The organism is Chryseobacterium endalhagicum, assembly GCF_016745235.1.
GTDB classification, from domain to species: Bacteria; Bacteroidota; Bacteroidia; order Flavobacteriales; family Weeksellaceae; genus Chryseobacterium; species Chryseobacterium endalhagicum.
This window is the reverse complement of the sequence record NZ_JAELVM010000003.1, coordinates 1,048,912-1,073,648: the sequence shown is the minus strand read 5'-3', so window position 1 is coordinate 1,073,648 and position 24,737 is coordinate 1,048,912. Positions and strand designations below refer to the sequence as shown.

General features: G+C 38.7%; 27 protein-coding genes and 1 pseudogene. 6 read left to right on the top strand and 22 right to left on the bottom strand.

Going from position 1 to position 24,737, the window contains the following annotated elements:
* Positions 1 to 38: 38 nt before the first annotated feature.
* Complete coding sequence (locus JET18_RS20425) at positions 39 to 509, top strand: Lrp/AsnC family transcriptional regulator (protein ID WP_047455018.1); 471 nt, start codon at positions 39 to 41, stop codon at positions 507 to 509.
* Between the two features lie 70 nt (positions 510 to 579).
* Positions 580 to 957: a hypothetical protein gene (locus JET18_RS20420; RefSeq protein WP_202094268.1), complete on the top strand. Its 378-nt coding sequence runs from the start codon at positions 580 to 582 to the stop codon at positions 955 to 957.
* Between the two features lie 20 nt (positions 958 to 977).
* On the opposite strand, the gene gwsS is transcribed toward JET18_RS20420, so the two are convergent.
* From gwsS to JET18_RS20400, 4 genes are all read right to left on the bottom strand, one after another.
* The gene (gene gwsS, locus JET18_RS20415; protein ID WP_202094266.1) at positions 978 to 2,051 is read right to left on the bottom strand and encodes a grasp-with-spasm system SPASM domain peptide maturase; all 1,074 of its coding nucleotides are present in this window, start codon (positions 2,049 to 2,051) and stop codon (positions 978 to 980) included.
* Between the two features lie 175 nt (positions 2,052 to 2,226).
* Entirely contained in the window at positions 2,227 to 3,129 is a 903-nt protein-coding gene (gene gwsG / locus JET18_RS20410) for a grasp-with-spasm system ATP-grasp peptide maturase (RefSeq protein WP_202094265.1), read from the bottom strand.
* A 5-nt stretch (positions 3,130 to 3,134) separates the two neighbouring features.
* Positions 3,135 to 4,028 carry a hypothetical protein gene (locus tag JET18_RS20405; protein ID WP_202094264.1) on the bottom strand — a complete coding sequence of 298 codons (894 nt, stop codon included), beginning with the start codon at positions 4,026 to 4,028 and terminating at the stop codon, positions 3,135 to 3,137.
* A 50-nt stretch (positions 4,029 to 4,078) separates the two neighbouring features.
* A complete protein-coding gene (locus tag JET18_RS20400; RefSeq protein WP_202094263.1) occupies positions 4,079 to 4,396 on the bottom strand; it encodes a grasp-with-spasm system A modified peptide in 318 nt (105 codons plus the stop codon).
* A 348-nt stretch (positions 4,397 to 4,744) separates the two neighbouring features.
* Between JET18_RS20400 and JET18_RS20395 the strand changes: the two genes are divergently transcribed.
* The 3 genes from JET18_RS20395 to JET18_RS21910 are packed head-to-tail and all read left to right on the top strand — an operon-like array spanning position 4,745 to position 6,291.
* On the top strand, positions 4,745 to 5,284 hold the full coding sequence (locus tag JET18_RS20395; protein ID WP_202094262.1) for a hypothetical protein: 540 nt from the start codon (positions 4,745 to 4,747) through the stop codon (positions 5,282 to 5,284).
* Positions 5,285 to 5,317: 33 nt separating this feature from the next.
* Positions 5,318 to 5,782, top strand: coding sequence for a hypothetical protein (locus tag JET18_RS20390; RefSeq protein ID WP_202094261.1), 465 nt, complete (start codon positions 5,318 to 5,320; stop codon positions 5,780 to 5,782).
* The gene (locus JET18_RS21910) at positions 5,779 to 6,291 is read left to right on the top strand and encodes a hypothetical protein (protein ID WP_228728603.1); all 513 of its coding nucleotides are present in this window, start codon (positions 5,779 to 5,781) and stop codon (positions 6,289 to 6,291) included. The genes JET18_RS20390 and JET18_RS21910 overlap by 4 nt, the downstream gene beginning before the upstream one ends.
* Positions 6,292 to 6,360: 69 nt before the next feature.
* On the opposite strand, the gene JET18_RS20380 is transcribed toward JET18_RS21910, so the two are convergent.
* From JET18_RS20380 to JET18_RS20295, 18 genes and pseudogenes are all read right to left on the bottom strand, one after another.
* Positions 6,361 to 7,308: a transketolase family protein gene (locus JET18_RS20380; RefSeq protein WP_111959260.1), complete on the bottom strand. Its 948-nt coding sequence runs from the start codon at positions 7,306 to 7,308 to the stop codon at positions 6,361 to 6,363.
* An 85-nt stretch (positions 7,309 to 7,393) separates the two neighbouring features.
* A complete protein-coding gene (locus JET18_RS20375; protein WP_317193283.1) occupies positions 7,394 to 8,248 on the bottom strand; it encodes a transketolase in 855 nt (284 codons plus the stop codon).
* 106 nt (positions 8,249 to 8,354) lie between these two features.
* Positions 8,355 to 8,873, bottom strand: coding sequence for a hypothetical protein (locus JET18_RS20370; protein WP_202094257.1), 519 nt, complete (start codon positions 8,871 to 8,873; stop codon positions 8,355 to 8,357).
* Positions 8,874 to 8,967: 94 nt separating this feature from the next.
* On the bottom strand, positions 8,968 to 9,657 hold the full coding sequence (locus tag JET18_RS20365; RefSeq protein WP_202094255.1) for an SGNH/GDSL hydrolase family protein: 690 nt from the start codon (positions 9,655 to 9,657) through the stop codon (positions 8,968 to 8,970).
* 86 nt (positions 9,658 to 9,743) lie between these two features.
* The gene (locus tag JET18_RS20360) at positions 9,744 to 11,183 is read right to left on the bottom strand and encodes a sodium:solute symporter (protein ID WP_202094253.1); all 1,440 of its coding nucleotides are present in this window, start codon (positions 11,181 to 11,183) and stop codon (positions 9,744 to 9,746) included.
* Between the two features lie 113 nt (positions 11,184 to 11,296).
* Positions 11,297 to 11,584, bottom strand: coding sequence for a GNAT family N-acetyltransferase (locus tag JET18_RS20355; protein ID WP_062653147.1), 288 nt, complete (start codon positions 11,582 to 11,584; stop codon positions 11,297 to 11,299).
* A 1-nt stretch (position 11,585) separates the two neighbouring features.
* Entirely contained in the window at positions 11,586 to 11,981 is a 396-nt protein-coding gene (locus JET18_RS20350; protein ID WP_202094252.1) for an OsmC family protein, read from the bottom strand.
* A complete protein-coding gene (locus JET18_RS20345; RefSeq protein WP_202094250.1) occupies positions 11,981 to 12,199 on the bottom strand; it encodes a (4Fe-4S)-binding protein in 219 nt (72 codons plus the stop codon). Before JET18_RS20345 ends, JET18_RS20350 begins: the two co-directional genes overlap by 1 nt.
* A gap of 1 nt (position 12,200) precedes the next feature.
* A complete protein-coding gene (locus JET18_RS20340) occupies positions 12,201 to 12,779 on the bottom strand; it encodes a TMEM175 family protein (RefSeq protein WP_202094242.1) in 579 nt (192 codons plus the stop codon).
* Complete coding sequence (locus tag JET18_RS20335; protein ID WP_202094240.1) at positions 12,772 to 13,311, bottom strand: NADPH-dependent FMN reductase; 540 nt, start codon at positions 13,309 to 13,311, stop codon at positions 12,772 to 12,774. Before JET18_RS20335 ends, JET18_RS20340 begins: the two co-directional genes overlap by 8 nt.
* A gap of 22 nt (positions 13,312 to 13,333) precedes the next feature.
* Positions 13,334 to 14,233: a pirin family protein gene (locus tag JET18_RS20330; protein WP_202094238.1), complete on the bottom strand. Its 900-nt coding sequence runs from the start codon at positions 14,231 to 14,233 to the stop codon at positions 13,334 to 13,336.
* 57 nt (positions 14,234 to 14,290) lie between these two features.
* Positions 14,291 to 14,603 (bottom strand): annotated as a pseudogene (locus tag JET18_RS20325) (GNAT family N-acetyltransferase).
* 234 nt (positions 14,604 to 14,837) lie between these two features.
* Entirely contained in the window at positions 14,838 to 15,713 is an 876-nt protein-coding gene (locus tag JET18_RS20320; RefSeq protein ID WP_202094236.1) for a pirin family protein, read from the bottom strand.
* Between the two features lie 112 nt (positions 15,714 to 15,825).
* A complete protein-coding gene (locus tag JET18_RS20315; RefSeq protein WP_202094234.1) occupies positions 15,826 to 17,229 on the bottom strand; it encodes an MFS transporter in 1,404 nt (467 codons plus the stop codon).
* Positions 17,230 to 17,366: 137 nt separating this feature from the next.
* Positions 17,367 to 18,179, bottom strand: a complete 813-nt coding sequence (locus JET18_RS20310; protein WP_202094233.1) for a hypothetical protein — start codon at positions 18,177 to 18,179, stop codon at positions 17,367 to 17,369.
* Between the two features lie 544 nt (positions 18,180 to 18,723).
* Positions 18,724 to 20,397, bottom strand: coding sequence for an asparagine synthase B (gene asnB / locus JET18_RS20305; protein ID WP_202094232.1), 1,674 nt, complete (start codon positions 20,395 to 20,397; stop codon positions 18,724 to 18,726).
* A gap of 319 nt (positions 20,398 to 20,716) precedes the next feature.
* The gene (locus tag JET18_RS20300; protein ID WP_202094231.1) at positions 20,717 to 22,384 is read right to left on the bottom strand and encodes a GLPGLI family protein; all 1,668 of its coding nucleotides are present in this window, start codon (positions 22,382 to 22,384) and stop codon (positions 20,717 to 20,719) included.
* Positions 22,385 to 22,598: 214 nt separating this feature from the next.
* A complete protein-coding gene (locus JET18_RS20295) occupies positions 22,599 to 23,804 on the bottom strand; it encodes an RsmB/NOP family class I SAM-dependent RNA methyltransferase (protein WP_202094230.1) in 1,206 nt (401 codons plus the stop codon).
* Between the two features lie 465 nt (positions 23,805 to 24,269).
* Here JET18_RS20295 and JET18_RS20290 point away from each other — a divergent pair, with 465 nt between their 5' ends.
* Positions 24,270 to 24,614 (top strand): zinc ribbon domain-containing protein YjdM, encoded by a 345-nt coding sequence (locus tag JET18_RS20290; RefSeq protein WP_202094229.1) that lies wholly within the window; start codon positions 24,270 to 24,272, stop codon positions 24,612 to 24,614.
* The last annotated feature ends 123 nt before the right edge of the window (positions 24,615 to 24,737 follow it).

Genomic DNA, 24,737 nt, shown 5'->3' with positions numbered 1-24,737 from the left:
ATACATAGATTTTTTAAGAAAATTGTAATTTAACTAATATGAACTATCAACTGGACGAAATAGACAAGAAGATTCTTGATTTCTTAGTCGAAAACACAAGAATGCCTTTTACTGAAATTGCAAAGCAGATGGATGTTTCTGCTGGAACAATTCACGTAAGAGTGAAAAAAATGGAGGATGCAGGTATTATTTTGGGATCATCTCTTAATATCGATTATGGTAAGCTGGACTATCACTTTACAGCTTTCATTGGGATCCTTTTGACAAAATCAAACCGCACTCAAGAGGTATTGAAAGAATTATCAATACTTCCAAATGTAATCGAAGCAAGCGTTATTTCCGGGAAATATAATATTTTCTGTAAAGTAAGAGCTAAGAATACAGAGGATGCGAAGAGAATTATTTATCAGATAGACGACATTCAAGATGTAATGAGAACCGAAAGTATGATCTCTATGGAGGAGTATTTGAGCGACAAAAACAGATTGATCAACGCTATTTCTATATAATTCAAATTTTAAACGAATATTATATTAAAGAACTTATGGATTTATTCATAAGTTCTTTAATTTTGTACCTATGGAAGAATACAGTTATTTTGATGAGGATCCAAAGAAAGGATGGGGTTTTATTTTAGCATTTGCAGCACTGATGCTGTTCACCGTGATGGGGCTGGGAATAGATGTGGATGAATATCTGCAGCACGAATATCTTCAGATCCCGAGGTGGTATTTTTTCGTGATCTTTTCTATTGACGTACTGATGATTATCGGGCTTGTCCTGATGTTTTTCTACAGGAAAATCGGAATTTTTATGTTTCCGGCTTTGCTGGTCCTGCATTTCTTTATGCACAACTATTATCTGTCTACCTTTTTATATACGGATGTAACCAATCTTTTTCTGTTCACAGGATTCGGGATGCTGGCGATTATTCCGAAATGGAAATTTTTCAGATAGGAATTTCAGAACACTAAGCATTAGCTGCTTTGTCCGTAGAAGCTGATAACCTCTTTTTTTAGCGGATTTGTACTCCACGCTTCCCATTTTCCCGTATAAGGATCATAACCGCATTTTAAAGGCTTGGAAATATCTAATCCCTCACTGTCTTTGTGGTTTCGTTCCGTGTAGGCTCTGCAGTCTGTACAGATATACCGGAATTCGCAGTCTTTGCAGACATTTATCTGATCTTTGGTGATATTCCAGTATTTTCTGAATCCTGGTTTGGTTAAAGCTTCTTCCAGGCTGGTATCATTAATGTTTCCATAGCTTTCAGGCATTAACGGACAGTTTCTTATGTTGCCGTGAATATCTATTCCGATCTTTTTGTGAAGGCAGGAATTATGATGGATGGCTTCCGAAACTTTTGAGATATTGGTATTGAAATATTTCAGGTCTACTTTTCCGCAGGAGGAAATTTTGAGATTTTCACGGCTGAACTGTAAGGTGAATCTGAATTCATGTTTGTGTCTGAACGGAGTTTTTGAGCAATTATAAAATACCAAATTATAAATTCTGTCTACGGTTTGATGAAGAGAATCAATAAATTTTCGGTCTACATGAGCGTGGAAAGGAGAGATCATTTCAATACCGTTTAAGACTGAACTTTTAAATTTTAAGTCAATATCCTTGAAGTCCCTAAGCGAAAGTTTTTTATGACTGTAAATAACAAGATGCTTCACTCCAAGGTTTTCTACATCCTGTTTGATTTTGTCCAGAACTGAAATGTCATTAATTTCGATGAGGATATTAGAAATTTCATTGGGTTCATAAAATTGATAAGAAAGTGGCGGGAAATTCCTGTCCCAATCTCCTTCCGTTATGAAACCGTATTCTTTTTCAATCAATAAATTAATATATTCCTGGACGAATAGGATGGATTCTGTATCATAATTTTTCAGGATATTTTCTATAGACTTATTCTTCAGTTCCCCTATAATTTCATACAATTCCAAAGGGTACAGTTCCGAAAAGTTTCTTTGAAGATCAGAGACTAAAATGCGTGTGGCTCCTTTAGTTATGAGGATATTATTGAATACATTAAAATATTTCATAAAATTCTTATAAGCGGTTTTAGCGGTTTTTCTCTTACATGATGTTCTGTCTGGTACTTTTCACTGTGTACAAAAAATAACATGTTGCTATGGGTTTTACCTACATTTTTGGTTTTAAAGATTTCAATATATTTGAACGTAAGAGGTAATTTATTTTTTTCGTGATAAAGTCTTTTCATAAGTATTCGGCTATTTTTTGTTCGAGGAAACCATTGCATGTGTTGGAAAGTCCCATGAACTGACCAATTGGATTAACCTCCAGGAAATAATATCTGTCTCCTTTCTTTATAAAATCCAGTGACCCGGAGTTAAGATCCAAAGACTGCATGAGCAAATGAATTTTTTTTTCAATAGTAGAGGGAAGATGATAGGAAACATTTCTGTTGGGTTTCATTTCATTATATTTTCTGAAATCTACCAGAGTTTGTGCATCATTTTGTGAGAATATAGCCATAGACCAGCATTGGCCATTTAAATAGAACGTTCTTATTTCGAAATCTTTTTCAATCTTCTCTTGAAAAAAAGTGATGAAAAAATTTCCTTCTTCCTGATCCTTAACCACAGCTGTATACATAAAACCACCGGCATTTTTTTTGATCTCATCCAGCATAACATTTCCATTCAATGTTTTTATAATGGTCTTTTCTATTTCTACATGGTCAGTATTTTCTGCTAAAAAGTATTCAGGAACATCAAATCCAATATCTTTTGCTTTGTCCAGCACGATAAGCTTATTAACGTCGCTGTTACTTTCTTTGTTTATGCTTTTTTTGGATTCCAGTACCTTTCGGATATAGTCTTCAAGCCAGTGCTGTGTCTCCGCCATATTCAAATGAATGGAACGATTAGTATATTTCAATCTTTTAAAATTTAATCCTCCTCTGCGGTACCAGACACTTTTTATTTCATCAAGGAAGAATGTATTACGGCTGCTTTCAAGAAAAATCTTCTTACTACGGGTTTTTATCTCAAAAAATTCATCCTCATGAATACGGATAAATTTTTTCTTCATCTGAATAAGATATTTAATAACTTCTGTTGTAGTGATGTCATTATTTTGAGAGATAATCAGGATCATATAAATTAATGATTATTTATTTTTCTTTGGAAGTCTTTTGTTATTTTTGAAGACTGTTTGAATGTGGGAAAGCCTACTGCTTGCCGGTCGCGATTTATTCTTATAGAATCTTCAGTACTAAAATTCGTGTCATAATGCATATATACTCCGTAAATAGGATGTAGATAATGAATATATTGGAATTTGTCTACCATCTCAATATAATCCCTTGGGGTACACTCACCGGATCTTACATATTCCAGTAATTTTGTCTTGAAGTATTCATAATGCTTTGTTCCTGCCATATGATTGAGAAGGGTTCCCATATACATAAACTGCTCATTGTTTCCATAAAGACCTATTTTCTGTCTGGATGGAAATCCATAGTTTTTAAAGGTCCAGATCAGAAGTTCTGCATTTTTCCGATCATTCATTTCAACATATGGTCCAACGCGGTCATTATGCTGATCACGTTTAAATGCAATGCTAAAAGAATCTATCAGAGTTTTGTTCAAACTTTTTTTCCATTGAAGAACTTTTTGCTCAACAGTGATGCTGTCAATTCCATACTTTTTATAGAGTTTAAAAAAATCAGGTTCCAACCTTTTGTATTTCCAATTGGGAGCAGCCTGTGCTATGAGTTTATCAAGACTTCTTTTTCCACCAAAATTTCTATGATATTGGTCTGCATATCTGATGTAAGTTTCATATTCCTCCATTCTTTCATTCTGTACAGGAGGAAATTTCCTGAACAGTTTTCTGTACTTTCTTATGGTTGCTAAAGTATCTTTATCGACCCTGAAAGTACTATCAATTGCATAAACCTTATTGTAATAATTGATGTAGTTAAGCTTTTTACTCTTGCAGGAAATAAGAGTGAGTATTATCAGTGGCAGGAAAAAGATTATTCTGTATTTCATAACCAACGTATTTTGTTATATGAAAAAGAGGGGGAAATTCCCCCTCCTATTTAATCAACTGTTATGGTAGAATGAGGTTTTCCATCATTCAGAAGTCTGGTATCACCAGTATTACCAGGCTGACCATTAGGAGCCGTTTCTTGGGTTGTTCTAACATTTGTACCACCTCCAAAAATAACTTTTGAATTTTTCAGCTTCTTGTTTTCCAATGAAGAAAAGTTCTTCATTCCTTGTAATTTTTTCATAATTGAATAATTTTTAATTAATATTTGTGCTGCCATATCATCCCTGGCATTGGGTTTTGCTGTTCTGTTTTTCTTTCTGTACTGTACACTTACAGGCGGATCTGCCGAACAGACAATCAACATTGATGGTTTCAAAACTAGAAATAATTACATCACATCTTTGTGAGTAATAATGCGTATTTTTTGTGAGTTTTCGGGTTTGTACACAGGTTTGTACATAGGTAAATGAATCTTTAAAAAGCTTTTAATGGAAAATTTTATTAATTAAAAATTCTAAAATAAAGCGGATGAACCGATAGGATTGCATCACAGGACAAATATTCTGATATTCCTTTTGTACAAAAGGATAAAAGGCTGATGCATACACAAAAATAAGATGTAGAATGTGCCAATTGATAGTTCAAACCTTCAATTTTTCATCTATTTTTGTAGTTTAATGGTCATCAGAAAACCAAATCACCCAATTGTCTTATGCAGAATCTTAAAAATCTCAATATTGAGTTAAAAAATTATCTTGCCACTACTACAGAGCAGATGGTTGAAGACTTTGTACAAATGCTTAAAGGAGGTCTGTTAACTTATTTCAAAGATAAAAGCGCAATAGATACCGGAGCCCTGTATTTTGAATATGAATACGATTATCTGAACATTACTGCCTGGGCTGCAGACAAAAAAGGAGAGATCATTACGGAACCATTACACCTGCCTGTCCACGTGAAAAAAGACAGTTGGAATGCTTTTCTGCCGGAAAAAATATGGGATGCAGCTGCAGATTTTCAGGAGAACAGTGAAGATGACGAAGAATTTGATGAGATCTGGGACGAATACAATGACGAAAAATATAAAATATTTGAAGACTGGTTCTGCGAATGCTGGAAAATTGCTTCAACGCAGGCGGAAGTTAGTAAAGATGCTTATTTTTCTATCCATGATTCGTATTTTAAAACAGATTTGAATACCTTTAAAACCATAAACGACGACGAGATTGCAGAACGTTTTAAAACTCTGTAATATAGCTATACCTTAAACAAATTACTATTAATCATGAACTCTTATCAATTTTACAAAAAAGACGGAACTTTATTTGTTTTCAAAAATCAGCCGGTATTTATTTCCATACTGGTTATTCTTTTTTTTATTGCCGCAGGATTGGCTTATAAATATGGAATTCCTTTATTAGGTCTGTTCCTTATTGCGTTTGGAATACTGATCATCGTTAATTTCTTTGCAAAAAAACTGGTGATAGATACTGAACGGAAGACGATCACCGGAAAGCATAGTATTTTCGTTTCTGCAAAAACCTATTCCTTCCAGGATTTTACCAATTTCGAGACCCTGGCAATGAAATATATGGGATTCATCACAACCAATGTGATCCTTTCTATTCATTTTAATATCAACGGAAAAGATGAAAAACTTACGATAGGGCAGACCCTGACGCGTAAAGGGATACAGAAAATGGTGAATGAAACCGAAGATATCATGCGTTTAAATGAAAATATACGATGAACACTGCAGACCGGTATCGATTTGAAGAAAACGGCAGCGAAATCACTTTTATGCCCCACTATTATTTTCTGCGTACCCTGAGATGGTGGCTGGCGGCCGGAATACTTGTCGTCCCGATTGGCTACTGGTTAAAAGACACCGTCAATGAAAAGGTCCTGATCATTGCCTTTGCCCTCTGGGTTGTCTATATGGGCTACCTTCTGGTGGATCTGGTTTTCAGGGTTCCTGTGAAATATATTTTCGATAAGCGGGAAAAATCCATCTACAGAAAACATTTTACCACTAAAAAGATCATGAACTTTGATGAAATGACCTATTTTATCAATGAAGACAGCGGGGGATATTATTATGCAATCGCAAAAAAAAGAAGCCAGTTCATTAAAAACTATAAGGTCAGTAATTATTTTTCAGGTTCCAAGACATCCCGGGAAAGGGAAAATGAATTCCTTCAGAAAATACTCTATCCGGTTCTTGATGCACTTGAACAGCCGATAAACAGGCCTCTGTAATAATCCAGATCTATAAAAAAATCGGGCTGTTTCGAAGAAACAGCCCGAATCTATATGATATAGCCAATCTTAGTTCGCTAAGATTCTTTTTACAGCTTCTTTTACAGCCGCAGCATCAATCTTGTATTTCTTCATCAATTCCGCTGGCGTAGCAGATTCTCCGAAAGTATCATTTACAGCAACAAATTCCTGTCTTGTAGGTCTTTTTCTTGCAAGCATTCCCGCGACAGACTCTCCTAAACCACCCAGATAGTTGTGCTCTTCAGCAGTAACGATCTTTCCGGTTTTTTCAACAGATTTAATGATGATTTCCTCGTCTAAAGGTTTGATCGTGTGGATGTTGATCACTTCACAAGAGATCCCTTCTTTTTCAAGCTCATCAGCCGCTACAAGAGATTCCCATACCAGGTGTCCTGTGGCAACAATCGTTACATCAGTACCTTCCTGAAGCAGGATTCCTTTTCCGATCTCGAAAGGCATATCTTCAGGGATAAATACAGGAACTGTAGGTCTTCCGAATCTTAAATATACAGGACCATCGTGCTCAGCAATAGCAATAGTAGCCGCTTTCGTCTGGTTGTAGTCACATGGGTTGATAACCGTCATACCCGGAAGCATTTTCATCATCCCGATATCTTCCAGAACCTGGTGGGTAGCTCCGTCTTCACCTAATGTAAGTCCGGCGTGAGATGCACAGATCTTTACATTTTTCCCTGAATAAGCGATAGACTGACGGATCTGGTCATACACTCTTGAAGTAGAAAAGTTGGCAAAAGTTCCGGTAAAAGGAATTTTTCCGGTAATGCTCAAACCTGCTGCAATCCCCATCATGTTAGCCTCTGCAATTCCAATCTGGAAGAATCTTTCCGGTGCCTTTTCAATGAATTTCTCCATTTTCAAAGAACCGATAAGGTCTGCACAAAGCGCTACTACATTAGGATTTTTGTCAGCCAGTTCTGCTAATCCCGCTCCGAAACCTGAACGTGTATCCTTTTTTTCTGTATATGTATATTTCATTTTTACTAAAGTTTTTGGTCGTGATAAATGATAGGTTTAAACTTTATAATCTCATCATTTATCGGTGAAAATTTATCATTTATAATTAATAGTCTGCCGGAGCTTCCAGATAAAGCTGCTTAAATGCATTGTCAAGCTGCTCATCATTAGGAGCTTTTCCGTGCCATGCATGAGAACCCATCATATAATCTACACCGTAACCCATTTCTGTATGAAGAATGATCACTACAGGTTTTCCTTTTCCGGTTTCAGTTTTTGCTTTCTCAAGGATCGCGATTACCGCTTCAAGATCATTACCGTTTTTCTCTTCCAGAACAGTCCATCCGAATGCTTCAAGTTTAGCATGAAGATTTCCAAGGCTCAATACATCATCCGTATCTCCGTCGATCTGGCGCCCGTTGTAGTCAATCGTTGAAATAATATTATCAACTTTTTTAGCCGCAGCATACATCAAAGCTTCCCAAACCTGACCTTCCTGAAGTTCACCATCACCGTGAAGCGTGTAAACAAGAGATGGGTCGCCATCCAGTTTTTTACCCTGAGCTACTCCAAGTGCTACAGAAAGTCCCTGACCAAGAGATCCTGAAGCGATTCTGATTCCCGGAAGACCCTCATGAGTAGTTGGGTGTCCCTGAAGTCTTGAATCCAGTTTTCTGAAAGTTCTCAGTTCATCTACAGGAAAAAAGCCAAATCTCGCTAAAGTAGAATAGAAAACCGGTGAAATATGCCCGTTTGAAAGATAAAAATGATCCTCATTTTTCCCCTCCATAGTGAAAGGCAGACTGTAGTTCATCACCTTTCCGTAAAGCGCTGTGAAATATTCCGTACAACCTAAACTTCCGCCCGGGTGACCTGAATTTACAGCGTGAACCATTCTTAAAATGTCTCTTCTGATCTGCGTAGTAAGAGATTTTAACTCTTCGATACTTTTACTCATTATATCTGATTTATTTGCACGCGAATTTACAATTTTTTAATGGCTTATGGAAATGCAAAAATCCAGACTTAAGATCCGGATTTAGAATTATTTATAAGAAATACTGGTTTTAACAGCCTTCATTAAGGTATACAGAGATTTCTGTAATCATGTTGTTCACAAATTTAAAGGAAAGCTGGGTGCCTGCATCAAGATCTTCCAAAGTGAAATATCCGGTGTCTTTCAGCCGTTTCTCACCCTTGTCATCCCATGCCGGATGTACCGTAAAGCTGGGATGATTTCTGTAAGCATTGATCAGGTCGTCTTTCGTGTTTCCGATACCGATTCCGCTTTTTGTTTTGAATTTTTTACTCGTGGTCGTCAGTCCCATAATGCTTGCCACGCTGGGTTTTGCTTCGCTGATATAGGTATCGTAAAGATCAATCTGGATGGTTTCTCCGTTATGCTTCACATTGTTTTTGGTAGTTCCGTCTGTTGTTTTCAGTTTTGTTCCGGAAATTTTCTCAGCTTCTGTTTTTTCCATAAAAACTTTGTACGGGCCGATCCTCAGCGTTGATACCTCAAAATCCTGGGCTGTCATGCCAGTGAATGTGAGGATGAATACAAAAAGAGAAATAATTTTTTTCATGGTGTATGATTTGGGTTAAGGTTAAGGTTAAGGTTAAGGTTAAGGTTAAGGTTAAGGTTAAGGTTGCTGGGGGATGGGTAAAAAGATCTGGAATTTATTTTTTTCCTGATGCATTCTGAATGGCTTTTTTAATAATCGGTTCCATAATGGCATAACCTGCAGCATTCGGATGGATACCGTCTTTTGAAAGGCCTTCCCGCATGCCGCCCTTTTCATTACGCATTGCTGTATTGTAATCAGCGAAGGTGAGTTTACTGGCGTGTGAGTATTGTTTCAGTCTGACGTTCAGAGCATCTACTTTCTGGACAGCATCGGTTATATCCTTGCGCCACGGGAATGCTGCGGCAGGGAGTACGGATGCAATAATCACTTTTATTCCGTTGCTGTGGGCAATATCAGCCATAGCTTTGATGTTGTTGAAAGTGAAATCAGGATCATAAGCTCCGGTATTTTGAGCAATATCGTTGGTGCCTCCGTTAATGACGACCAGTTTTGGTTTTAAAGCCACCACATCATTCTGAAATCTTAGCAGCATTTGTGAGGTGGTCTGCCCGCTGATGCCGCGGCCAGCGTAATTATTCTCAGAGAAAAATTCAGGATGGCTTTTAACCCAGCCTTCCGTAATGGAATTGCCCATAAAGACCACATCCGTTTTTTTCCTGGCATTAAGAATAGTGGCATTGTCATCTTTGTATCTCGCAAGATTAGCAAAATCAACAGCACTCTGAGCTTTGAAAAATACGCCTAAGAATAAACCCATGAGAAGGAAAACAGATAATTTCATACAGATTGTTTTGTTTCAGATAGCTGCGAACAGCCGCAGTTTTACAAAAATACGATGAAACTCTCTGGTTTTAACAAAATTGCCTGTTATTTCTTTCTGATCAGCCAAAGTCCTATAAACGTCAGCAATCCGTTGATGATCAGCAGTTCCAGTCCTATTTTAAAGTCTCCAAAGATGTTTTCCTGGTATTTGTCAATGAAAAATGAGATTACCGGTGCTGCGATACATACATAAGGAACCAGCTTGTCATTAACCTTGTATTTAGTGAAAATTCCAAAGGCGAAAAGTCCCAGAAGCGGCCCGTAAGTGAATCCGGCAAGCTTCAGAATAAGACCGATCATGGAATTGTCATTGATCACCTTAAAGATCACGACCATAATCAGGAAGGATAGGGCGACAATAAGGTGTATTCTTTTTCTGAATTTTTCTTTTTTGGAATCATCCCAGTCCTGCTTTTCTTTCATCCCGAAAATATCAATACATAAAGAAGAGGTAAGAGCCGTCATTGCACCGTCCGCACTTGGAAATAATGCTGAGATCAGGGCAATAATAAAGATGATGGAAATAAAACCGGGCATATGGTTCAGTGCAACGTCAGGGAAAAGCTGGTCTCCTGAGCTGGCCACATGCTCCTGAGCTCCGTAAAGATGAAGAAGCCCGCCCATATAAAGGAATAATGAAATAACTCCAAGAAGAATGAAGCCCAAAGTCACCATATTTTTCTGTGAATCCTTCAGTCTGGTTACCGATAAACTTTTCTGCATCATTTCCTGATCTATTCCGGTCATGGTGATGGTAATGAAAGCTCCTGCAAGAATCTGCTTGATGAAGAAGCTTTTCTGGTTCGGATCAAAATCAAAAATTTTGGTGTAGCCTTTATCCTGCATAGCGGTAAAGCTTTCGCCGAAACTTAATCCTAAGTGATTCAGCATATAAACCGTACAGATGATCAGTCCCAGAAGCATACATGAAGTCTGTAAAGTATCCGTCCATACAATTGTTTTTACCCCGCCTTCATAGGTATACAGAATAATCATGGCTAAAATGATCAGCGTTGTCACAATAAACGGAACTCCCAGGTTGTCCAGAATAGAGATCTGAAGGATATTCACTACAAGATACAGCCTTGCTGTAGCCCCTACCAGTCTGGAAACAATAAAGATCCATGCCCCTGATTTATAGGAAAGCTGGCCCATTCGCTGCTGGAGATAACCATAGATAGAGGTCAGCTTCAAGCGGTAATACAGAGGAAGAAGAACATACGCAACCACAATATATCCGATAAGATAACCCAAAGTGATCTGCAGGTACGCAAACTTATCATTTCCTACTGCTCCGGGAACACTTACGAACGTTACTCCCGAAAGGGACGTCCCGATCATTCCAAAAGCTACAAGCATCCAGTTACTCTTACGGTTTCCGATGAAGAAACTTTCATTATCACTTCCTTTTCCTGTTCTGTAGGCTACCCACAGCAGCAATGCGAAGTAGACGATAATAATAGAGAGTAATATAACTGGAGACATAGTTTTTCAATTAAAATTTTACAAATATAGTTTTTTTCTGTTCGGTTCTGAAAATAAAAAACCTTCCGGAAGTATACTCCGGAAGGCCTGTATCTTAAGGACAGAAATCAGACTTAGTTGACTAAAACATCCTGCAGTTCCTCACTTTTCTGAAAACTTGCTTTGGCAAACGGACAGAGAGGGATGATCTTTTTGTTGTTTTTCCTGGCAAAGTCTACGGCTGCCAGAAGCATTTCTTTGCCTACACCTTTTCCGTTATAGGCTTCTTCCACCTCTGTGTGGTCTATGATGAATCTTTCTTCTCCAGCCCAGGTATACGTCATCATTCCTGCGCGTCTTCCATCTATGAAAGCTTCAAAACTTCCGTGTTTTTCGTCGTTGTTTTGTTTTACTTCGGTCATATTATGAAAATTTGGTTAGTATTTCTATTTCGTTGGTTAGCATTTTGTGTACAGGGCAGGCATCTGCGATGGTATGGAGTCTTTTTATCTGCTCATCATCCAGAATGCCTTCAAAGGCAATATCCCTTTTGAAAACAGCTCTTTTCGTGAGAGGATAATTTTCCAGCTCTACTTCCACATGGATGTTTTCCACATCCCATTCCTTTCTTTCAATATACATTCTTAAAGTGGCAGCAGTACAGCTTGCCAGGGAAGTTGCTAAAATTTCGAATGGATTGAACCCTTTATTCTGCCCGCCTTTATCTATAGGTTCATCGGTAATGATCCGGTTTTCGCCAGCCGTTACCTCGGTATAATATTTTGTTTTTCCTAAACTTGCTTTTACGGTTACCGCCATTATTGTTCTGTATTGAATTTATAACTCAATGCTCCCGAAGGACATTGGTCTATCTGGTTTTTAAGTTGTTCTGGACTTGCGTTTTCTGCTTTTATCCACGGTCTGTCCTTGGGATTGTAGACTTTGGGAAGCATTTTTACGCAGACAGCCGAGTGGATACACTTCTGGGGCTGCCAGATGACAGTGATACTGCCGTTGGGATACTCGTGTGTTTCCATATTAATCTTCTTTTAGTAATTTTTCGATTCTTTTGTCCGGAATCAGCCATATCAGAGCCACGAGATAATAAAAACCTATGGCAATATAAGGATAAAAAAATGAAACAGCGATTCCGAGGACATAAAATATGATGGAGATATATTCTTTAAACTTTGAATGTATCGCTTCCTTTAATCTGGAATTTTCACCCTCACACTGTACAATCAGATGCTCCATAATCGTATAGGCTACTGCAGACATGATCAGGCATATGCCGTACGCCGCGACCGGATTTTCTGCAAAATGCGTGGCTCCGATCCATTCTGTTGCGATGGGCATTAATGAAAGCCAGAACAGCAGATGAAGATTGGCCCACAGGATGCTTCCGTTCACCTTTTTTACAGCCTGAAACATATGATGATGGTTGTTCCAGTAGATTCCTACATAAATAAAGCTGAAAATATAAGCAAGAAACTTGGGAAGTAAAGGTTTGAGGCTCATCCAGCTGCTTCCTTCAGGTACCTTAAGTTCAAGGACCATAATGGTAATGATGATCGCCATAACGCCATCACTGAAAGCCTCAAGTCTTCCCTTAGTCATTGGTTTTTATTTCATTTTTAAAGCGTGCGATCTTGTCTTTGAGATCTTTAAGCATATCCGGATTGATCACGCCGCTTTCAAGATCAAAATTTTCATAAAACTTGGGAAGCGAGAACGTATCCTTAATATCTGCTGCAAACTGGGGGAAAAATGTTTTTGCCGTATTCATCACATTACCGCCGCCATAGCCTCCGGGAGATGTACTCATCAAAAGCATGGGTTTGTTCTGAAAAACTTTTACATTGATCCTGGACGACCAGTCGAAGACATTTTTAAAAGCTGCGCTGTAAGACCGGTTGTGCTCTGCAAGAGAGCAGATGATCACGTCACATGCTTCAATTTCCTTTAAAAAATGATGGGCTTCATCCGGAAATCCTTTCTTTTCAAGGTCTACAGAAAAAACGGGCATGGTGAAATCATTCAGATCAATCAGATTGATTTCCTCGTCCTGAAAATCTTTCAGAACAAATTTTACCAGCTCCCTGTTGATGGATGTAGAGGATGAGCTTCCTGCAAATGCTAATATTTTCATGGTTGAATAATCTGTAAGGCTGTTATTTTCTGTTTAAAATGGCCTTTGGAAGTGGAACATATTCTTTGTCGTCGCCCGGAACCTGAGGAAATGCATCGTGATTCTGATCATTCCAGTTGACTTTGGCCTGATCCAGCAGTTCCTTATCTGAATTCACGAAGTTCCAGAATATAAAACGCTCCTCCTCAAACGGCTCGCCGCCGAAAAGATATACCGTTCCGTTTTCACTCATTTCAAATTCGCAAAGTTTCGTGTCTTTAGCAATCATCAGCTGTTTTGAACCGTAAGAATTTCCATCCGTGGAAACCGTTCCGTCCAGAACATACATGGCTGCTTCGCCGTAAAGATCTTTTCCTATGCTTATTTTCTTCGCTTCTTTAGTTTTGATCTCAATAAAAAATAATTTACTGTGAACAGGAACTGCAGAGCTTCTTCCGAATGCTTCTCCGGCAATCAGTTTATACTGAACTCCGTCTTCTTCCCATACCGGGATTTCATCCGCTTCAATATGATGGAAACTGGGCTCGGTCTGCTCCAGATGCTTTGGTAAGCCTACCCAGATCTGAAACCCATGAAGCCGCTTGTCGCTGTGTCTTAAATATTCAGGGGTTCTTTCGGAATGTACAACGCCTTTTCCGGCTGTCATCCAGTTCACAGCGCCCGGTTTGATTTCAACAGCACTTCCGATGCTGTCTCTGTGAAAAATAGATCCTTCCAGAAGATAGGTTAAAGTAGATAATCCGATATGCGGATGCGGCGGAACATCAAGGTTCTGGTAATCCTTCAGTTCAGACGGTCCCATATGATCAATGAAAACAAAAGGTCCCACTGCTCTTTTTTCGCGGAACGGAAGAAGCCTTCCCACCAGGAAATTTCCTATATCTGCTGCTTTTTCTTCTATGATAAGTCCGATATTTGACATGATAAAATAATGTTTTTGAATTGAGATTAAGTTAATGAATAGAGGTTGAATTGATGGCTACAGTTTGTCGTATCCTTCAAATCTTTCATCAACAATACGTTTCCACTCCGGATGTTTCTTGATATAGGCAAAAACATAAGGGCAGAACGGAAGAAGTTTTTTCCCGTTTTCTTCAATATAAGCCAATGTTTTTTCTACAACGGCAACAGCTGCCCCCGTTCCCGCAAGTTCAGGCTCTGCTTCGGTGTGTATCAGAGCGATCTGGTGGCCCCATTTCACGGTAATCGATAAATGCAAAATGTCCGTCGATTTCTATTTCAAATCTTTTCTCTGCCTTTACAAGAGGTATATTTTCAAATTCTGGTTTCATAAATTGTTGTATTGTAAGTAGGCTGGCGGACCGCAAAGACTAAAAAAAAATTGAATATTTATAATGCTTTTCTTTATTTCACTAAACCTTATAAGTTTCAAAAATCTATAAGGTTTGATGTATTTATTATAACATCATATTTCAATTGAATTTGAGTCTCTGCGTTTCACCAAACACTATTATATAAAGTTAATAAAAAAGGAATAATCTAAGATTAAGATAAATTTAAATTTCTCAATCTTCCAGATAGCCGAACTTTCCGGTATTGAAATCTTCAAACGCCTGCATGATTTCTTCCCGGGAATTCATCACGAAAGGGCCATGCGGATAGATCGGTTCATTAATAGGCTCTCCGCTGATGATGAGTACAACAGCATCTTCAAGAGCTTCTATGGTGAATGTATCGCCTTCATTTTTAAATAAAACCAGATGATCTGATTTTGCTTTTTCTTCTCCGTTTACCATAATGCTCCCCTCAATGACCAATGCCGCTGTATTAAAACGGGCCGGAAAACTGAACTCAGCTTTTCCACCGGATTTTAATTTGGCATTCATCATATTCAGTGGTGTAAAAGTTTCTGCCGGACCTTTGTGACCGCTATATTCTCCTGCAATGATCTCCACAAAACCATTTTCACCCAGATCCACACGCTCCATAGCTGAATTTTCTATCGCTTGGTATTTGGGCTGGCTCATTTTATCTTTGGCCGGAAGATTGACCCAAAGCTGAACCATCTGGAAAATACCGCCTTTTTTAGACCACTCGGTTTCATGGTATTCTTTGTGAAGAACGCCTTTTGCCGCGGTCATCCACTGTACGTCGCCTTCTCCGATAACGCCGCCGCCTCCTGAGCTGTCGTGGTGCTCTACTTTACCCTGATAAGCTATCGTTACGGTTTCAAAACCCCTGTGAGGATGAACGCCTACACCTCTGGGTCTTTCAGAACCGTTGAAATGGAATTTTGAGTTGTAATCAAGCATAATGAACGGGTCCATTCTTTTCATGTCCAAACCTTGTACCCCTGGTATAAAATTATGAACCCTGAAACCATCGCCTACAAAATGTGCAGGTCTTGGTGATACTACGATTTCTACTTTTTTCGCTGTCATAATATTGTGAATTTTATATAACAAATATAGTGAAGCGGGCAATCGGGGGCATTGATCTGTGTTAAGTTCGAAAGGGGCGAAGAAAGCAAATTTGCTTATCAGCCTTTTTGTCTTACTCCTCCTTCGATTTCATATTTTTCCCATCTGAAATATGAAGTCTTCTGAACACAAAACCGGAGATGATGGTCAATATGCCTACAGTAAGGAAAGTATAGCGGAATGCGTTGTGAATTTCACCTTCGATAAGGTCTGAATTTTCAAATAATTTTAAAACAATCAATCCGAAAGCAATCCCAAACCCGATGGCGAGCTGCTGGTTGACGGAGATCAGTGAATTACCGCTGCTGGTCTGGAAATTCCTGAGATCAGCAATAGAAATGGTATTCATAGAAGTAAACTGAATGGAATTGAAGAACCCCAGAATGGCAATAATGGGAACGAACCAGTATAAATTGGTATGGATATCAGGAATGGCAAGAAGACAGATCAGGGTTCCGATGATGAAGGTATTCACCATTAAAGTCTGGCGGTACCCGTATTTATCCAGAATTTTAATCACCGATGATTTTCCGAATATGGCGGTCAGCGCCATGGGAGCAATGATCCAGCCCGAAGTTACGGCAGATTGTTTATAAGCAATCTGAATCATCAAAGGAAGCAGCAACGGAACGGAACTGATCCCCAGCCGGGTAGCCAGATTCCCCACAATTCCAACACGGAAAGTTCTTACCTGAAACAGATCCAGCGGAAAGATAGGATTTCCTCCCCGTTTGGCATGTTTGTAATAATAGTAGAGGAACAGGAAACCAAGAATGAAAACAAAAAGAACCGGACTGATATTCTGCATATCTCCGAAGAGTTCCAGAGAAATGGATAACAGAAGCGATGCTGCTGCAAAAATCAGGAACCCTTTCAGATCGAAATCGACATCGGCGGATTTGTAATCGGGCATATATTTTAAGCCTAAAATAATTCCTAGAATTCCTATTGGAATGTTAATCAGAAAGATCCAGTGCCAGGAAAGATAATCTACCATATAACCTCCGACCAGTGGACCCAGTACAGGGCCTATTAAGGCAGGGATGATAGCGAAATTCATGGCTTTAAGCAGTTCGCTTTTATCAAAAGTTTTAATGAGGGCCAGTTTTCCTACGGGAGTCATCAAACTTCCTCCAACCCCCTGAATAACTCTTGAAATCACCAGATGCGTAAGATTTTGAGACATAGAGCAGAACAGTGAACCCAGACTGAAAAGAACCAGTGAAAAAATAAATACTTTTTTAGTTCCGAACCGGTCCGCCAGAAAACCGCTCGCAGGCATGAAAACGGCTAAAGTCAGAACATAACTGATGATAGCATTCTGCATATTCAGCGGAGATTCATGAAGATCCTTGGCGATTGAGGGCAGGGAAGTGTTCAGAATGGTGGAATCCAGCATCTGCATAAAGATAGCAGTAGCCAGGATGAGTGGAAGTATTTTTTTTACAGAGGTCTGTTGCGGGCTTGTTTCTGTCATTGGGTGTAGACTGGAAACCTGATGGATTCCAGATTTGTTTTTTTAATCGATGGCTGTTTTAAAACCGTTTGATCCTTAGATAAAGGATTTCATATAAAATTAAAAAAGTCCTGTGAATTTTCACAGGACTTTTTGATTTATTTTCTAGGTTTTTCTACTCCTTTCCATTCGTCGCCGGCTTTTCTGTACTGGCTTAAGATGTAAGTTTTGAAATCTTTTGTTTTGTACTCGATGTTATCGGTGTTTTGTTCAAACGGCATGATATAGTAGTAATCGATATCTGTTTTGTCTGATTTGTTTCCTTTTTTCACTGTAGGAACGTACTTGGAAAACTTATAGCTTGGAAGATACTGTTTCAATCTTGTGTAGAACGCTTTGTCTTCTTTTTCGTTAGGAATGATGTCTACAATATTAAGATCATCTTTTTTCTTGTCGATCCACAAATAATATGTTTTTTCTTCTCCTAAGTTTCTGTTGACAGAGTTGAAAGCAAACAATTCTTTAGGAACCATTTCTTTGATCTTTTCAGGGTCCACTTTGGTATAGAACTGTCCTTTGGAAGGATCTACATAGGTTTCAAGGTTGTACATTAAAACCGAATTGTTCTCGAAGTTCTTATTTTTAAAATATTGATTTAAAGATAATTCTGCTGTTGCTCTGAGTTCTTTTCCCCTTTCATCCAGCTTTTTGGTAGGATTCTGAGGATTTACATATTTTACAAACTCATATAAAACAACAGGCTTTATATCTTTCAGGTGAGGATACGTTTTAAGCTGTTCTGCCTTTACCAGCCAGTAAAACTGTTGATAGTAATCATCCTTATCAGCATCTTTCACGCTTTTATAAGTTAAGGCAAGCTTTTTTGAATTCAAGTATTTGCCATATTTTCCCTGTCCAAAAGCAAAACTGATGGATAGCAAGGCAAATAAAACAGTAAGATTTCTTCTCATTTTTTTATAATTGATATTTTCGTTGTCCAAATATAATTATTTCTTGGATATTATTTTTGATTGTCAGTTAAATTATATTATATTATTAACGTTTATTCAAAAGAAAATCCCGTATTGCTACAGGATTGATAATGTTTTGAGAAATAGAAGTTAGAAATTAGAGGTTAGAAGTTAGAGAGATCAGATGCCAGATGTCAGATTTCAGACAGGTGAGGGCAGAACTGGTGGGTAGGAACTCCCGAAGCCACCAGATATTTGTTGCTTATTCAATGTTTTTCGTAACAAGCGGTGGCTTCGAGAGCCTCTACCACCTAGTGTTTGTCGCTTATTCAATATTTCAGGATTTACACTCTCCAACACTAAAACACTCCGACTCTCAAACCCTGAACTAGCAACTGTCAACCAGCACCCCGAAACGAACGGTGGCTTCGAGGTCCTCAGCCACCTGGTGTTTGTCGCTTATTCAATATTTCCGGATTTATACTCTCCAACACTAAAACACTCCGACTCTCAAACCCCGAATCACGAAACACGGAACTCCGCATCATGAACCATAGCTCGTCTCATGCACTTTTACCGCTCTTCCGCTCGGGTCATTCATTTTTTTGAAAGCTTCGTCCCATTCCAGAGCGATAGGCGTGGAGCAGGCTACTGAAGGAACAGATGGAACCGTTGCCGCAGCAGTTTCACTTGGGAAATGTTCTTCAAAGATGGTTCTGTATCGGTATTCCTCTTTGTTTTGAGGCGTGTTCAGCGGGAATCTGAATCTTGCGTTGGCCATCATTTCATCGGTAACTTCTTTTTCTGCCACTTCTTTTAAGGTATCGATCCATGAATATCCCACACCGTCTGAAAACTGCTCTTTCTGTCTCCAGGCGATAGATTCCGGAAGAATATCCTCGAAAGCTTTTCTCAAGACCCATTTTTCAATTTTTCCTTCTGCGGTATTGATCATTTTATCCTGTGGGTTTACGTTCATGGCAACATCCATAAATTCTTTGTCAAGGAAAGGAACCCTGCCTTCAATTCCCCAGCTCATCAAAGCCTTGTTGGCTCTTAAACAATCATACAAATGGAGCTTGCCCAGTTTTCTTACCGTTTCATCATGGAATTCTTTCGCGTTGGGAGCTTTGTGGAAATACAGATAGCCTCCGAACAGTTCATCTGAGCCTTCTCCGGAAAGAACCATTTTTATTCCCATAGATTTAATCACTCTGGCCAGAAGATACATTGGGGTGGAAGCTCTGATGGTCGTGACATCATAAGTTTCCAGATGGTAAATCACATCACGTACGGCATCCAGGCCTTCCTGAACGGTAAAATTAACTTCATGATGAACCGATCCGATATGATCTGCCGCTTTTCTTGCTGCCGCCAGATCTGGAGAACCTACCAATCCCACCGCAAAACTGTGTAGTCTTGGGTACCAGGCTTCCTGCGTGTCGCCGCTTTCGATTCTCTGTCTTGCAAATTTGGCGGTCACCGCAGAAATTATGGACGAATCCAGGCCTCCGGAAAGAAGTACGCCATAAGGAACATCGCTCATCAGCTGTCTGTGAACGGCGTCTTCAAGGGCTTTTCTTATTTGGGGAATATCGGTTTTGTTGTCTTTTACGTGGTCAAAACTTTCCCAGTCTCTTTTGTACCATTGTTGAAGTTCTGCACCGTCCGGACTGTATACTAAATGTCCGGGAAGAAAGGTTTCAATTGTTTTGCAGATGCCTTCCAGGGCTTTCAGTTCGGAGGCAACGTAATAGTTTCCGTTTTTGTCCCAACCCTGATAAAGCGGGCAGATTCCCATGTGATCACGGGCGATCAGATAGATTCCTTTTTCTATATCATAAAGGGCAAAAGCAAAAATACCGTTCAGCTTTTCAATAAAATCTTTTCCGTATTTTTTGTACAGGGCGAGGATCACTTCACAATCCGACTGGGTTTGGAATTCAAAATCAGGAAATTCTTCTTTTAATTCTCTGTGGTTGTAAATTTCACCGTTCACCGCCAAAACGATTTTTTCGTCTTTGGTGAATAAAGGCTGTTTTCCTGAAGTAGGATCTACGATCGCCAGCCTTTCATGGGAGAACACCACTTTCTCATCCTGAAACACACCGCTCCAGTCCGGCCCGCGGTGACGGATCTTTTTTGACATTTCTAAAACCTGGGGTCTTAGTATTTCGGTCTTTTGTTTGGCATCAAACAAACATACAATTCCACACATATTGTTAATTATTTGATACAAAATTAGATTTGATGTTTATAAATAACAATAAAAAATCAATAAAAGTTAATATTTTTAACTTATTAATTTATTTTGGCGAAAAATTTTAACTATTCGGGTTAATTATAGCGTATTTAATTAATTTTTTTCGCTGAGGGAAAATAAGTCTTATATCCTATACAAAATTAAAATGAAATAATTATTAATATATGGTAATTTATTATACGAATTTTAACCCTTACTTTGTGGCTCGAAATAATTTTTTTTCATCATTTGTGTTTTTACCTTCTTGCAATTCTCTTTGCAAGAAGGTTTTGTTTTATTGGGACCCTAGCAGAGCGCCGGAAACGTTCCATGAACTGAAACTTGTACCTTCCATCGCTCCCTGAGGAATCTTCACCTGTATGGTATGCTGGCCTGCTTTCAAATCTCCAAGAGGAATGAAGTTAGGATTCGTAACCGTTCCCGGGCACCAGTTAGATCTGCTGAGGTCTGAAGAGGAAAGCCCGTCCGGGAAATTACCTGATGCGGGGTTATAAAGCCTGTACGAACCACAGTCTGATCTCCAAGGGGTAAAAGAGAAGATCATTTTTCCGTCTAAGAATATAGAATTGGCTTTCGGAACAAATTCATCTCCGTTTTCCCAGCCTCCGTGCCCGGTAGTGATGTATCTCAATTGAGCATTTTTTAGGTCTTTCTTCAGGGTAAATTCCACCAAAAGACCTTTATCCTTATCAAACATCGTGGAATACTCCTGACCGGCCATTTCCATAATATTCAAGGTATTAAAAAGAGGAATAACCGTATTGTTTTTATAAACCGTCTGATCACTTTTGTGAATGGTGATTTCAAGGCTTATTTTGTGTCCGCCTTTATCATAATTACCAATGAAAGCGCCTACCCAAAGTTCCTTGCCGGAAAGAGAAGGCTTTAATTCTGTAATATCCTGGCGGTAAGGGCTGATCGTCTGCCAGTCTTTTCCTTTCAATTGAATATGATTGAATTTCTGGATGCCGAAAGCAGTGAAAAACCGCATCATTTCTGTAGCTGGATTATAATTTTCTGTAGCTGTTACGCCGTAATACTGCTTTCCGTTTCCGTTTTCATACACAGGAAGCGTCTTTGCACCTTTTTCCAGTCCGTCAAAAAAAGAAGAAGTCTTATCCTGCGGAATAAAGAATACGGTTCCAGTTCTGTCGTAAGCATCACCATTGGACTGCTGCTTCACTTCAACAAAAATATTTTCACCTTCCTTAATGGCCGGAAACTGTACTTTTTTTAGAATGATGGTTCCGTTGGCGAATTTTTTTACCGTCTCATTCGACTTTGATTCATCTGAAAAGTTAATGGTTTCATTATCGAAGACTTTGAGTGTGGTAAAACGGCTTTTCCATAACAGATCTTTATAGCCCAACAGGTCTGTAGACTGGATAGATCCTTTTAAAATAGCATCAATATCTGTTTTTTTGACCTTTTTAACAGAGCTGGCTGTGATGACTGAATTTTTATTTCTTTCAATCTCCAGCACAAATCCTAAGTTTTGCCCCAAAACAGAAGGCCCGCCATTGATTTTTAAATCCTGAGTGTACCAAACTTCAATGGTATTGGAATTGATCTTTGTGACTGCTTTTTTGCAGGTATAACCCAGAATTTTTTTTGTTTCATTGGTTAATTCAAAGGTCTGTTTTCCTATAGATTCCGCATCTGAAGAGGAAATAATTTCTCCCGGCTTCAGGAAAGCGTAGGAAACAATGGTGTTGGATGGTCTTTCAACCTTGGTAATTTCAAATGGATAATCGCTTTTCTGTTCTCTGATGGTATTATTCAGAATAAAATTTTCTTTTCCGTCTGCCCACACAAGGGTAGGAGACTGCTCAGTAAGAACTTTTCCGTTGTAAGAGCTGGTGTACTGGATCTCATATGTTTGTGCATATGCAATACAACACAGAAATAAGGCAAAAAAATTAAATAAGGCTTTTTTATACATAGGAACGGGTTTTCTGCAAAAATAATTCTAATATTTTGATCATTTTTTCACAGGTTTTTGAAACGGATTACATGATAATAAGTAGGGATTAATGATCCGGATGTTACAAACTGCTTTTAATTTGATAAAAAAACCGATAGATCCGGATGATATTTTTCCAATAAAAAAAGCTGCCCCAAACAGAGCAGCTATATATTTTTATAATTGAATCAGATTAAGAAACCCTTTCAATCAGAGCCATATAGAATCCATCGTAACCCTGGCTAGGCATTACTTTCTCATCATTAACCAGTTTAAAGTTCGGATTGTTTTTCAGGAATTCTTCAACCTGCAGATTGTTTTCTGAAGGCAGGATAGAACAGGTTGCATACACCATTTTTCCGCTTACTTTAAGCATTTTGGAGTAGTCCTGAAGAATCTGCTGCTGTTCTTTTTTAATTCTGTCGATAAAATCCTGGTCAATTTTCCACTTACTGTCCGGATTTCTCTTTAAAACACCAAGTCCTGAACAAGGAGCGTCAATCAGAAGACGGTCTGCTTTATCATGAAGACGCTTGATCACTTTATTGTCAGAAATCATACGGGTTTCAATATTGTGTGCTCCCGCTCTTTTTGCACGGCGTTTCAGTTCGGCAAGCTTCCATTCAAAAATATCCAAAGCCACGATCTGGCCTTTATTTCCCATCAATGCCGCTAAGTGAAGTGTTTTTCCGCCTGCACCTGCACAAGCATCCACTACCCGCTGTCCCTCTTTTACATCAAGAAAATACCCGATTTTCTGTGAAGAAGCATCCTGAACTTCAAATAAACCTTCTTTAAATGCTGTTGTAAGGAATACATTCTTCTTTTCCTCAAGCTGTACAGCATCAGGATAGTTTCTTACTGTATAAGCCACAACATTTTCGTCAGCAAGATCAGAGATCAGCTCTTTGGTTGAAGTTTTTAAGCTGTTTGCTCTCAAAACAGTTGGAGCCTGCTCATTTAAAGCCTTCATTTCCTTTTCCCAGTTTGCTCCCAGTTCTTTTTCAAGAGTTTCAGCAAGCCATTCAGGGATAGAATGTTCAATAGCTTTGGTAGGAACTGTATTTTTTTTAAGTTTAGTCAGGATATCGGCGATTTTTATTCCGTCAAATTCCTCAAACTTTTTATAATTGGTCTTACTCCAAAGCAGGTAAGCAATAATCAGTTTATAAATATTATTGGGCTTTACTCCTTCTCCCATATAATATTCAAGACGTTTTTTCCAGCGGATAATATTATAGAAAATCTCAGAAACAACGGCTCTGTCCTGGCTTCCCCATTTTTTATGAGCTTTTAAAAGTCTTTCGATCACCTTATCGGCGTATTTGTTTTTCTCGAAAAATGTTTCTTGTAAAGCATCGTGAATTCCGATGGCTAAGTTTCTGTGAATAAGTTCCATAAATTTGCTACGCTGTTTGAATCTGCAAAAGTACGAATTATAGTTGAGAGTTGATGAAGGTTGTTGAGTTTGAGTGTTGGAGAGTTCTAGGGTTGGAGAGTATTTAGTTATGAGTTATAAATTATGAGTTATAAGTTTCGGGATGCGGGGTAGAGAGTCGGAGTGTTTTAGGGTTGGAGAGTATAAATCTGAGAGTATAAATCTGAGAGTATTGAATAAGTGACAAATACTAGGTGGCAGAGGCTCCCGAAGCCACCGGTTGTTACGATAACATTGAATAAACCACAAATATATGGTTGCTTCGGGAGCCTCCACCAGTCTTTCTGTTTGAAATCTGAAATCTGGCATCTGAAATCTAAAATCTTGACTCTAAAAATTCACCATTCCCTTGCGAAGCAAAATTCACTATTCACCATTTCAGATCTATCTAATTCAAAAAATCCTACCTTTGCAAAAATCAAAAATATGAGTGATACTGTACTTTGTCCGAAATGCGGCTCTGAATTTACTTACCCAAGTGATAATATGATGACCTGCTCTCAATGCTTCTACGAATGGAGCCCGGAAGAAACTGCTGCAGAAACAGCTAATGAAGGAAAAATACTGGATTCAAACGGAAATGAACTTCAGGACGGAGATTCTGTGGTTGTTATTAAAGATCTTCCCGTAAAAGGAGCCCCAAAGCCTGTAAAAGCTGGAACAAAAGTTAAAAATATCCGCTTAAGACCGGACAGCGATCATAATATTGACTGTAAAATTGATGGTTTCGGATCTATGGCTTTGAAATCAGAATTCGTAAAGAAAGCATAAAATATAATTGGCTTTTAGCTGCGCAGGATAAGCTGTTTGCTGACAGCAGCGCATAAAAAAAGGAAAGAATTGGACAGTGTAATCTTTCAAAGACTTAATTGCAGGGAGGTGCTAATGTCCGTC

Bases quoted from the DNA above. Each gene is read 5' to 3' on its own strand.
- JET18_RS21910 (WP_228728603.1), top strand. From the start codon at position 5,779: ATGAACACTGCAGACCGGTATCGATTTGAAGAAAACGGCAGCGAAATC.
- JET18_RS20310 (WP_202094233.1), bottom strand. From the start codon at position 18,179: ATGAGAAGAAATCTTACTGTTTTATTTGCCTTGCTATCCATCAGTTTT.
- JET18_RS20380 (WP_111959260.1), bottom strand. From the start codon at position 7,308: ATGAAATATACATATACAGAAAAAAAGGATACACGTTCAGGTTTCGGA.
- gwsS (WP_202094266.1), bottom strand. From the start codon at position 2,051: ATGAAATATTTTAATGTATTCAATAATATCCTCATAACTAAAGGAGCC.
- JET18_RS20340 (WP_202094242.1), bottom strand. From the start codon at position 12,779: ATGACTAAGGGAAGACTTGAGGCTTTCAGTGATGGCGTTATGGCGATC.
- JET18_RS20420 (WP_202094268.1), top strand. From the start codon at position 580: ATGGAAGAATACAGTTATTTTGATGAGGATCCAAAGAAAGGATGGGGT.
- JET18_RS20330 (WP_202094238.1), bottom strand. From the start codon at position 14,233: ATGTCAAATATCGGACTTATCATAGAAGAAAAAGCAGCAGATATAGGA.
- JET18_RS20300 (WP_202094231.1), bottom strand. From the start codon at position 22,384: ATGTATAAAAAAGCCTTATTTAATTTTTTTGCCTTATTTCTGTGTTGT.
- JET18_RS20400 (WP_202094263.1), bottom strand. From the start codon at position 4,396: ATGTTGATTGTCTGTTCGGCAGATCCGCCTGTAAGTGTACAGTACAGA.
- JET18_RS20335 (WP_202094240.1), bottom strand. From the start codon at position 13,311: ATGAAAATATTAGCATTTGCAGGAAGCTCATCCTCTACATCCATCAAC.
- JET18_RS20370 (WP_202094257.1), bottom strand. From the start codon at position 8,873: ATGAAAAAAATTATTTCTCTTTTTGTATTCATCCTCACATTCACTGGC.
- JET18_RS20365 (WP_202094255.1), bottom strand. From the start codon at position 9,657: ATGAAATTATCTGTTTTCCTTCTCATGGGTTTATTCTTAGGCGTATTT.
- JET18_RS20390 (WP_202094261.1), top strand. From the start codon at position 5,318: ATGAACTCTTATCAATTTTACAAAAAAGACGGAACTTTATTTGTTTTC.
- JET18_RS20345 (WP_202094250.1), bottom strand. From the start codon at position 12,199: ATGGAAACACACGAGTATCCCAACGGCAGTATCACTGTCATCTGGCAG.
- JET18_RS20290 (WP_202094229.1), top strand. From the start codon at position 24,270: ATGAGTGATACTGTACTTTGTCCGAAATGCGGCTCTGAATTTACTTAC.
- gwsG (WP_202094265.1), bottom strand. From the start codon at position 3,129: ATGATCCTGATTATCTCTCAAAATAATGACATCACTACAACAGAAGTT.
- JET18_RS20350 (WP_202094252.1), bottom strand. From the start codon at position 11,981: ATGGCGGTAACCGTAAAAGCAAGTTTAGGAAAAACAAAATATTATACC.
- JET18_RS20320 (WP_202094236.1), bottom strand. From the start codon at position 15,713: ATGACAGCGAAAAAAGTAGAAATCGTAGTATCACCAAGACCTGCACAT.
- asnB (WP_202094232.1), bottom strand. From the start codon at position 20,397: ATGTGTGGAATTGTATGTTTGTTTGATGCCAAACAAAAGACCGAAATA.
- JET18_RS20425 (WP_047455018.1), top strand. From the start codon at position 39: ATGAACTATCAACTGGACGAAATAGACAAGAAGATTCTTGATTTCTTA.
- JET18_RS20395 (WP_202094262.1), top strand. From the start codon at position 4,745: ATGCAGAATCTTAAAAATCTCAATATTGAGTTAAAAAATTATCTTGCC.
- JET18_RS20295 (WP_202094230.1), bottom strand. From the start codon at position 23,804: ATGGAACTTATTCACAGAAACTTAGCCATCGGAATTCACGATGCTTTA.
- JET18_RS20315 (WP_202094234.1), bottom strand. From the start codon at position 17,229: ATGACAGAAACAAGCCCGCAACAGACCTCTGTAAAAAAAATACTTCCA.
- JET18_RS20405 (WP_202094264.1), bottom strand. From the start codon at position 4,028: ATGAAATACAGAATAATCTTTTTCCTGCCACTGATAATACTCACTCTT.
- JET18_RS20355 (WP_062653147.1), bottom strand. From the start codon at position 11,584: ATGACCGAAGTAAAACAAAACAACGACGAAAAACACGGAAGTTTTGAA.
- JET18_RS20360 (WP_202094253.1), bottom strand. From the start codon at position 11,183: ATGTCTCCAGTTATATTACTCTCTATTATTATCGTCTACTTCGCATTG.